This is a genomic window from Nitrospira sp. Nam74 (assembly GCF_965152615.1).
The window spans coordinates 767,668-777,012 of sequence record NZ_OZ224220.1; the positions used below are offsets into that span (position 1 = coordinate 767,668).

Genomic DNA, 9,345 nt, shown 5'->3' on the forward strand with positions numbered 1-9,345 from the left:
AAAGTGCCGATTCCCCATTTTAGTGTAGAAGTAGGTGTTCTCTATCTGAAGAAAACCATCTGCCGGAGCGGCGACCTGCTGGCTTTGAACCGACGACCCTTAAAAGTAGGAGTCACGATATAGAGATGGATGTGCTTGAGGACCAACAACACATACAAAGGCTTATCCAGCGCCTGCATGAGTCAGAAGCGGTGGCCAAATTAATCGGGAAAGCGCCTGCATTTGTTCGAGCCATTGCGCATCTTCCAATGATTGCGAAGAGTGGCGCAGCCATCCTGATTCATGGTGAGACGGGAACCGGTAAGGAGCTTGTGGCGCGAGCCATTCATTATATCGGCAGTCGGGCGCATTTCCCTTTTGTGCCGGTCAACTGTGGGCTGCTGTCCGATACGCTTCTCGAAGACGAACTATTCGGCCATGAGCGCGGCGCGTTTACTGATGCGCATAGCACGCGGCGCGGCCTTCTTGCTCAGGCCGAAGGGGGAACGCTTTTCCTTGATGAAATCGATGCGCTTAGTAAAAGGGCCCAAGTGTCTCTGCTCCGCGTCTTGCAGGACAAGAAATATCGGCCCGTCGGGTCGGCAAAAGAGCAGCACGCGGACGTCCACATTGTCACTGCAACCAACGCCGATTTGGATGGCCTCGTCCAGGCCGACCGTTTTCGTGCAGACCTATTTTTCCGGCTGTGTGTATTCTCCATCGCTCTCCCTGCCCTCCGTGAACGACGGGAAGATATCCTACTGTTGGCAGCACATTTTCTGAAGAAACATGCATTGCGTCCCCATGCTGTGCAGGAGTTGACTCCGCGAGCTGCGGCCATACTGACATCTTATGAATGGCCGGGGAATGTCAGGGAGCTGGAAAATGCATTGATTCGTGGCATGTATGCAACAGAAGGGGAAGGTCCTATCGATATCTATGATCTGGGCCTGAAGACCAGTGATCGGGGGCATAGCGCATCGGAAGAAACGTCCGGACCGCAACCATATGAAGTCCTCAAAAGGGAGGCCATTTCGAAATTCGATAGAGAGTATCTGACCAGACTCATGGCCGCTCATCAAGGCAATGTGACGCGGGCGGCTCAAGCTGCAGGAAAAGAGCGGCGGGTATTGGGTCGACTTCTAAAGAAGAATCAGATCGATCCAAAACACTTCGTCGTGCGTCGGTTCCGGGATGAAGCTGGGACTCCCGTGGCCCAGCAAGCGGGACCGTATAGTCCCACCTAGGCATCGTAAGTCGTAACTCATCTTTTTGTCGGCTGACCTCAGCCGAAGGCGAGAGACCATGCGTCTCCGCGAGCCCAGTCCGGTGTCGCCATTGGTCTTCTTCATTTATAGTTCCTTTGAATTACGTCGAGTTAATTAAGTACCTAAGCTGGCCCGCGTCTTGCTCACCTTATCAACTGACTGAAGTTCAGCACGGTTGCTCTAGTTCCATGACTGACTCTCAACAAGATTCGGAAGAGCGGCGAATAGCGAGGGTGATCCAAAATTATCTCGCTCATCATCCCAAAGCCATGGATACCCTCGAAGGCATTGCGGAATGGTGGATTCCTCGAGAACAGATTCGCGCCAACGTCACGATCATTGAGAAAGTGCTGGCTGACTTAATTCATCAAGGGACTGTAGAGACCTTCGGTACAGGCAAGAACCTGCGATATCGGCTGCGAGTCGACGCAGAAAGCTCAATGCAGTCTTTCCCGATGACGCAGCGTTGTTGCAAGAAAGCGGTGACTGAGTGATCCATGCGGCCCTCCATCATCTTGCATCTCACTTAAACCTCTATGTCCGGAGAACAGTAGACCTTGGCGAAGATATCGTGGTCCTCTCGAATATGATCGAGCAAGACGGCCAGGTGGCTCCGCACGTCAACAACAAGCTCGTGATGTCGCTCGTCAATATCGAAAAGGACACCGTTTCATTTCGCCGGTCGAATAGCAGCAACCCCGGAGCCTCACGGTCAGTCGAATCCCATCCTCCCATCTATTTGAATTTGCATCTGATGGTCGCCGCGCATTTCAGCGGCAATAACTATCCGGAGGCGCTGAAGTTTATCTCGCATGCCATCGGTTTTTTTCAGCGGTCCCCTGTGTTCGATCACCACAGCACTCCGGATTTGGACCCACGGATAGAGAAGCTGGTCTTGGATATCGAGAACCTCAGCATCCCGGATCTCAGTAATCTATGGGGAGTCTTAAGTGGCAAATATCTACCCTCTGTTCTGTATAAGGTTCGAATGGTGGGTTTCGATGCGCGAGATGTTCGAAGCCAGACGCCGACACTCAAGGACCCGCAAGCCTCATTGAGCCATTAAGCCTGTACGTATCTATGGGATCGTATCGACCATTGTTCAGTGTAGCCGTGGAACATCAGTTCTTCTCTGATGCGGTGCCTCTTGGCCTTAAGTTTGTCCCGACCCCGAAGACCGTGACGATGCTGCAATGCACCGGCATGCTGTTGAAGAACACGACGAAGGGCATCTCCTGTTTTTATGATGAAGCAAACGCCGAAACTCTGGGCCGCGATGCCGCCGGCCAGGATGAGGCGTGGACCATCGGCTTCAAGGTATTTTCAAGCGACTCTGCCTTTGCCAACTATACGGAGCTGTTCCGTCATCGAGAGGACGCCATCCTTTACTTCGACAATCGGAACGGCACGGATGATGTGACAGGCATGGTCAGATTACATCATGAAGAGTATGTCGCTGAGGAGAACTTGCAATCAGTGACCTCACCTAGCTTGGAGGAACTTCTGACCAAAAAGGACCGGCTTGTCAGACCGCTCTGTCTTGTCAATCTGTGGATGACCGAGCGAGAACGGGGCGTTCTTGCGAGCCTTGCGCATACACCCGCCGGCGTCTATGTCATCAAGTTCAAGGCCCGACAGACATTTTGGAAATACTATGTGCTGGGAAAGCTGAGCCGAAGACGCCTCTCAATCGTGGACTTGGACAATAAGATCGAATTTGAGTATGCCGGCAACACGTCCTTGTCCGATGACCGAACGGCGATCACTTTTAGGTCACACGAGGCGATCTCCTTAAGCGCCCGGTCCGATTATCGTATCCAGTTAAAGGAAGCCGGACCTAGCGGGGCGAAAGTGCTCATCCCGCGCTTGCCCGTTCCAAACGCAAGCCGGCTTCATAAAGAAACACTCGATGGGCAAGAGATACTCGTGTCCGAACTCTACATTAACTATTAACGCTGAAAGGGAGACAGTATGGGACAGATGAAAACGCCGGGCGTATATGTCGTCGAAAAGAATGCCTTCCCAGGGTCCGTTGTCGAAGTCGCCACTGCTGTCCCTGCGTTTATTGGGTACACCGAGAGAGCAGACAACAAAGGCAAGTCCCTTTTCAACAAGCCTTGGCGTGTGACCTCCTTATCCGAGTTCCATAGTTATTTCGGCTTTGGACCCAAGCCGGAATTTTTTCTAGCGGAGAAGACTCCTGCGTCGAAAGAAGAGGCGAACTTCCAGTCGGCAGAAAAGCAGTATCTGTTGACACAAGAGAACGGCAAATACTTGCTCTATGTCAGCCTGGCGCTCTTTATTCACAATGGGGGTGGTCCCTGTTACATCGTCTCAGTGGGAAACTATAACGACCCCATCGACCCGGACAAGCTGCAACAAGGCCTTGATGCGCTGATCAAAGAGCAAGAACCAACCATGATCGTGATCCCCGATGCGATGTTGTTGAAGACGGCGGATTGTACGACGGTACAGCAAGCGGCATTGGCCCATTGTGGGGGCAAGATGAAAAACCGGATCGCGCTCTTGGATATTCCTGGGGGCTACAAGAGCCGTCAGCATCCGGACGGGGACTGTATCGAACAATTTCGAGGGGCACTGGGAATTAATTACTTGGATTTTGCGGCAGCCTATTATCCCTGGCTCAACACAACGATCGTCCAGGACAAAGATTTAAGTTATGAGAACGTGTCGAATAAGAGCCTCTTGCAGAGTCTGCTCAAGATTGAGTTGAAGCTTCCAGACGCCAAGGATGATAAGACCCCGGTCAAAACCGCGCAGCAAATGGATGCGGTCGACGCCATTACCAAGGACTGGGCCAAAGATACGACGATCAAGCCGGAAGATATCTCGACGAACAAACGTCTCTTGGACCAGAGCTTGCGTTCCATGAGTCCGTTGTACGTCACGATACTCGGTGAAATGCAGCATCAGCTGAATGTGCTGCCTCCAGCCGCGGCTATGGCCGGGGTGTACACCATGGTGGACAATACTCGCGGGGTCTGGAAGGCGCCCGCCAATGTGAGTCTGAATGCCGTCGTGTCACCCACGGTGAACATCAGTCATGATGAACAAGAAGATTTGAATGTCACGACCCAGGGCAAATCCATCAATGCGATTCGCACCTTCATCGGTGAAGGGACCCTCGTCTGGGGGGCGCGGACGTTAGATGGTAATAGTCTGGATTGGCGCTATGTGAACGTTCGTCGAACGATGATCATGCTTGAAGAGTCCATTCGTCTGGCGACGAAAGCCTATGTGTTCGAAAAAAACGATGCCAATACCTGGGTCACGCTGAAGAGCATGATACGCAACTTTTTAACCGGCATCTGGAGCCGTGGTGGCTTGGCAGGAGCCAGTCCCGACGATGCCTTCAGTATCCATGTCGGACTCGGCGAGACCATGACGCCCGAGGACATCCTAGAGGGCATTCTCAAAGTAACCGTGCTCGTGGCGATCAGCCGCCCGGCCGAGTTTATTGAGATCACCTTCCAGCAGCAGATGCAGAAATCGTAGCGAGATGAGTATCGAAGGAAAACATCCGGTCTTTAACCCCGCTCGAAGAGGTGAATGATGGCAGATGACGGATCCGCTCAATCCAAGGATGTATGGCCCTTACCGAAGTTCCATTTTCAGGTCAAGTGGGATACGACGGTGATGCGATTCCAGGAAGTATCGGGCCTCGATACCGAAACTCAGGCGATTGAATACCGCCATGGCGATCATCCGGTTTTCTCGACCATGAAAATGCCGGGAATAAAGAAGTTCGGCAACATCACGATGAAAAAAGGCATTTTCAAGTCAGACAATAAATTCTGGGATTGGTACAACCAGATCAAGATGAACACGATTAAGCGCGTTCCCGTGACGATCAGCTTGCTGGATGAAGCCGGCGGCGCCACCATGACGTGGACGTTGGCCAACGCGTGGCCGACGAAGATTTCCGGCACGGATCTCAAAGCTGATGGGAATGAAGTCGCCATTGAATCGATTGAGATAGCGCATGAAGGGCTGACGATTGCTAATGCCTGATTCAGACAAACGTGAGGGGGCAGGCGGAATCATCCGTCCATCTGCCCTCCGACAACCTCCGATGGAACGATAGCGATGCCGCTCTGGGACAGTGCAGACGGTGGTGCGGGCGCAGCGATCTATGGGTATCCGCCTTCTGCGTTTTATTTCCGCGTCGTCTTCGGAAAACCTTCGGAAGGCTTGGATACATCGTTCCAAGAAGTGACAGGCATCAAATCGGAACTCACCCTTGAAGAGGTGATCGAAGGCGGTGAAAACCGGTTCGTGCATCAGTTGCCGAAAGGGGTGAAACAATCCAAGCTAGTCCTAAGGCGAGGGATCGCGAACCAACAGTCACCCTTAGTCCAGTGGTGCCAATCGATTCTCGAAGGAACGTTGTCCGTGTCTTTCGAACCTAAATTAGTCTATGTGCATTTACTGAACCCAAATGGAACGCCCGTTCGTTCGTGGTCTTTTGCCAATGCCTATCCAGTGAGCTGGGAGGTGGAGTCCTTTGAGTCGTCGAAGAACCAAGTGGCCATCGAAAAAATCGAACTCAGTTATCACTACTCGAAACGCGAATTGTAATCATTATGACCATAGAAGTCAGGCAGTTGCTTATCAAGTCGACCGTGAATCAACACTCGGACACGGACAATCACGCACGTGACCGCCGTGACATCGTGGAAGAGATCAAAGGGGACATTCTGGAGGAATGCCGACACTTGGTCCGTTCGCTGTTACGCCACAAGCCGGAGCGATAAATGAAGAAGCTGGCCATTTCACCCTGCACAATCGAAAACAATGGACAGGTGACGGTCGATCACACGCGCCTATTCGAAGTCATGTTGAATCCCGCGACGTATAGCCATGCGTATTCCATCGACTACAATCAAAAGAATGCCATGGGGCAATCGGGAGCAAATTCGAAATTCAGTGCGGTGAACCCCGACGCCGTCACGTTCAATATTGTGATGGATGGAACTGGTGTCGTGACGACCTCTGCACCCGGTTCAGGGTCGAAGGACGTCAAAACCCAAATCCTACAGCTCAAGAACATTGTGTATCAGTATCAGGGCAACACTCACGAGCCAAACCATGTGCGGCTCTTGTGGGGGACGTTGATATTTTTCGGCCGCCTGAAATCGATGTCCGTCGAGTACACCCTGTTCAAACCGACTGGAGAACCATTGCGGGCAAAGCTCACGCTCGCGTTTGTGGGTTTTATGAGCACGGAGGAAGAGGCGCTCAGAGCGAACCGGTCGTCCCCAGATCTGACCCATCGCGTAGAAGTCAAAGCCGGCGATACCTTGCCGCTCTTATGTTATCGCATCTATAAGGATAGCTCCTACTATCCGAAGGTCGCCGCAGTTAATCAGCTCACCAACTTCCGCCATCTTACACCCGGTATGCGCCTCCATTTCCCGCCTTTGAGATAACGGATGCCACGAAACGTTGTCGAGGATAGCCTTGTCAGGTTGGCGGTGTTCAGCGATGGCGTCCAACTTGATGAGACGATACAGATTGTCTCCGTAGACATGAGCAAGGCGCTCAACAAAATTCCTATGGCGACCCTTGTTGTGCTCGATGGCGATATGCCCGGAAAGGATTTTCCGATCAGTAATGCCGCGCACTTCAAACCGGGAAACGAGATTCAGATCAAGGCAGGTTATGACCAGGATGAGGCGACGATCTTTCAAGGCGTGATCGTGAAGCACGGCATTAGGATCACGGGAAACAATTACTCACGATTAGTACTCGAATGTCGGGACAAGACGGTGGGGATGACCATCGGACGACGCAACGCCACCTATCTCGACTCGAAGGACAGCGACATCATCACCAAGCTGATCAGTCAGTACAGCGGGCTCTCCTCCGATGTGACTCCCAGTCAGACCACGTATAAGGAACTCGTACAGTACTATTGCACGGATTGGGACTTTTTGCTGTCACGCGCTGAAGTCAACGGAATGATGGTCATCGTGGATGATGGGAAGGTCACGGTCCAACCACCGCAAACCACGGAAGCTCCCGTCTTGACGGTGACCTATGGTGAGGACCTCATGGAGTTCGAAGCCGATGTAGAGGCCAGGACGCAACTCACGTCGGTCAAGGGAATCGCGTGGAACCTACAGAATCAAGCGGTGGTCGAAGAGGAAGTCACTCCCATAGCACTCAATGCGCAAGGCGACATTGATTCAGCAGCGTTGGCCCGCGTGGTGGGACCCCAGTCCTTCCGTTTGCAGACCACGGTTCCGATGGAGCAAACGGCGTTGAAGGCATGGGCTCATGGTCAGCAAGTGAAATCGGGACTGGCCAGAATTCGGGGGTACATGAAGTTTCAGGGCAATGCGAAGGCCAAAATCGGGGGCCTGATCGAGTTGGACGGGGTGGGAAACCGTTTCAACGGCAAGGTCTTTGTCAGTGCCGTGCATCACGAGATTGCGAACGGGAACTGGATCACAACCGTGGAATTTGGCATGTCGCCGGATTGGTTTGCGGAACAGCGAGATCTGGTGTCCCCGTCGGCGTCCGGACTCTTGCCGGGCGTCGAGGGTTTACAGATCGGAGTGGTAAAAGCACTGCACGAAGATCCGGACGGGGAGCACAAGATCCAGGTCACGGTTCCCGTCTTGCAGGCGGAACCAGAAGGCGTATGGGCCAGGTTGGCGAGCTGGTATGGGTCCGATGGTATTGGTGCGTTCTTCATTCCGGAGATCGGGGACGAGGTGGTTTTGGGATACCTGAACAATGATCCGTGCCACCCGGTGATCTTGGGCAGCCTGTATAGCAGCAAAAGGAAGCCCGCGTATGATCTCACCGCCGAGAATAGCATCAAGGCGATCGTGACCAAAAGCAAGCTGAGGCTTGAATTTGATGATGAGAAGAAGACGATCACGATCGTCACACCAGGGAAGAACACCGTTGTCGTTAGTGACGAGGATCAGTCGCTGCTTTTGAAGGATCAGCATGGCAATACCGTCAAGCTGAATTCGGAAGGCATTCTCTTGGACAGTCCAAAAGACATTGCCCTCAGCGCGAAAGGAAAAGTCACGCTGAATGCCGTGGGAGACATGAGTCTCAATTCGAAAGCGGATCTGACGCTCGCGGGCCTCAATATCAACCAAAGTGCCAACGTTGGCTTTGTTGCCAAAGGGAATGCGAGTGCAGAACTGTCCGCTTCCGGACAAACTACGGTGAAGGGCGCGATGGTGATGATCAACTAGCGAGTCGGCAGCTCGCGGGCAGTCTGCCCGTGTTGCCGTGAAGGCGCGATGCCATCTTCATGGAGAGAATGGCATACACAAGGAGAGTACGATGCCACCGGCGGCGAGGATCACCGATATGCACACCTGCCCCATGCAAACCCCGGCCTTACCACCGATCCCGCATGTCGGAGGGCCGGTAATCGGTCCGGGAGTGCCGACCGTGCTTATTGGAAAGCTGCCCGCAGCGGTACTCGGTGACAATTGTGTCTGCGTGGGACCTCCGGATGCGATCGTGCAAGGATCAGCAACCGTGATGATCGGGGGAAAACCCGCTGTAAGGCTGGGCGATACCAGTGCCCATGGAGGCGCCGTGGTGCTGGGGTGTCCCACCGTCATGATTGGGGGATAGGTGGGACACGTCAAGTCATGAGCATCGATAAGACGTTTCTCGGAACAGGTTGGAGCTTTCCTCCTGAGTTTCAGGGGCAGGCCAAAGCGGTCAAGATGGTCTCGGATGAGGAGGATATTCGGCACAGCTTGTGGATCCTGTTGTCCACGGCGCCAGGAGAGCGGACGATGCAACCGGCGTACGGGTGCGGGCTCAGAACACTCGCTTTTGAATCGCTCAGCGCCAGTGTTTGTACTGAAATGCAGGACATGATCGAACGGGCGATCCTCTTTTTTGAGCCACGAATCACCCTCGACAGAATTGTTGTCTGCTCCGAGGAGATGGCGCAAGGCCTGATCGAAATCGAATTGACATATACGATCAGAACGACCAACACGCGAAGCAATATGGTCTATCCTTTTTACTTTCTTGAAGGCACGAATCTTCCACTGAGATGAGCCGGTTTGGTACCGCATGGTGGATTAGGGCA

12 protein-coding genes are annotated in these 9,345 nt (G+C 53.1%); all 12 read left to right on the forward strand.

The window, feature by feature from the left end; translation table 11 throughout:
- Positions 1–125: 125 nt before the first annotated feature.
- The 12 genes from ACWHYZ_RS03805 to ACWHYZ_RS03860 all read left to right on the forward strand — a co-directional run bounded on the left by ACWHYZ_RS03805 (position 126) and on the right by ACWHYZ_RS03860 (position 9,313).
- The gene (locus ACWHYZ_RS03805; protein ID WP_447985963.1) at positions 126–1,226 is read left to right on the forward strand and encodes a sigma 54-interacting transcriptional regulator; all 1,101 of its coding nucleotides are present in this window, start codon (positions 126–128) and stop codon (positions 1,224–1,226) included.
- Positions 1,227–1,435: 209 nt separating this feature from the next.
- Positions 1,436–1,741 carry a hypothetical protein gene (locus tag ACWHYZ_RS03810; protein WP_447985964.1) on the forward strand — a complete coding sequence of 102 codons (306 nt, stop codon included), beginning with the start codon at positions 1,436–1,438 and terminating at the stop codon, positions 1,739–1,741.
- Positions 1,738–2,313: a DUF4255 domain-containing protein gene (locus ACWHYZ_RS03815; RefSeq protein WP_447985965.1), complete on the forward strand. Its 576-nt coding sequence runs from the start codon at positions 1,738–1,740 to the stop codon at positions 2,311–2,313. The genes ACWHYZ_RS03810 and ACWHYZ_RS03815 overlap by 4 nt, the downstream gene beginning before the upstream one ends.
- A 14-nt stretch (positions 2,314–2,327) precedes the next feature.
- Positions 2,328–3,200, forward strand: coding sequence for a hypothetical protein (locus tag ACWHYZ_RS03820; protein WP_447985966.1), 873 nt, complete (start codon positions 2,328–2,330; stop codon positions 3,198–3,200).
- Between the two features lie 18 nt (positions 3,201–3,218).
- Positions 3,219–4,763 (forward strand): phage tail sheath family protein, encoded by a 1,545-nt coding sequence (locus tag ACWHYZ_RS03825; RefSeq protein ID WP_447985967.1) that lies wholly within the window; start codon positions 3,219–3,221, stop codon positions 4,761–4,763.
- Between the two features lie 57 nt (positions 4,764–4,820).
- Positions 4,821–5,279: a phage tail protein gene (locus ACWHYZ_RS03830; protein ID WP_447987512.1), complete on the forward strand. Its 459-nt coding sequence runs from the start codon at positions 4,821–4,823 to the stop codon at positions 5,277–5,279.
- 75 nt (positions 5,280–5,354) lie between these two features.
- On the forward strand, positions 5,355–5,846 hold the full coding sequence (locus ACWHYZ_RS03835; protein ID WP_447985968.1) for a phage tail protein: 492 nt from the start codon (positions 5,355–5,357) through the stop codon (positions 5,844–5,846).
- 5 nt (positions 5,847–5,851) lie between these two features.
- Positions 5,852–6,022, forward strand: coding sequence for a DUF5908 family protein (locus tag ACWHYZ_RS03840; RefSeq protein ID WP_447985969.1), 171 nt, complete (start codon positions 5,852–5,854; stop codon positions 6,020–6,022).
- A complete protein-coding gene (locus tag ACWHYZ_RS03845) occupies positions 6,023–6,697 on the forward strand; it encodes a CIS tube protein (protein ID WP_447985970.1) in 675 nt (224 codons plus the stop codon).
- 3 nt (positions 6,698–6,700) lie between these two features.
- Entirely contained in the window at positions 6,701–8,485 is a 1,785-nt protein-coding gene (vgrG, locus tag ACWHYZ_RS03850; RefSeq protein WP_447985971.1) for a type VI secretion system tip protein VgrG, read from the forward strand.
- Positions 8,486–8,576: 91 nt separating this feature from the next.
- Complete coding sequence (locus tag ACWHYZ_RS03855) at positions 8,577–8,876, forward strand: PAAR domain-containing protein (RefSeq protein WP_447985972.1); 300 nt, start codon at positions 8,577–8,579, stop codon at positions 8,874–8,876.
- Between the two features lie 17 nt (positions 8,877–8,893).
- Complete coding sequence (locus ACWHYZ_RS03860) at positions 8,894–9,313, forward strand: GPW/gp25 family protein (RefSeq protein ID WP_447985973.1); 420 nt, start codon at positions 8,894–8,896, stop codon at positions 9,311–9,313.
- Positions 9,314–9,345: the final 32 nt, after the last annotated feature.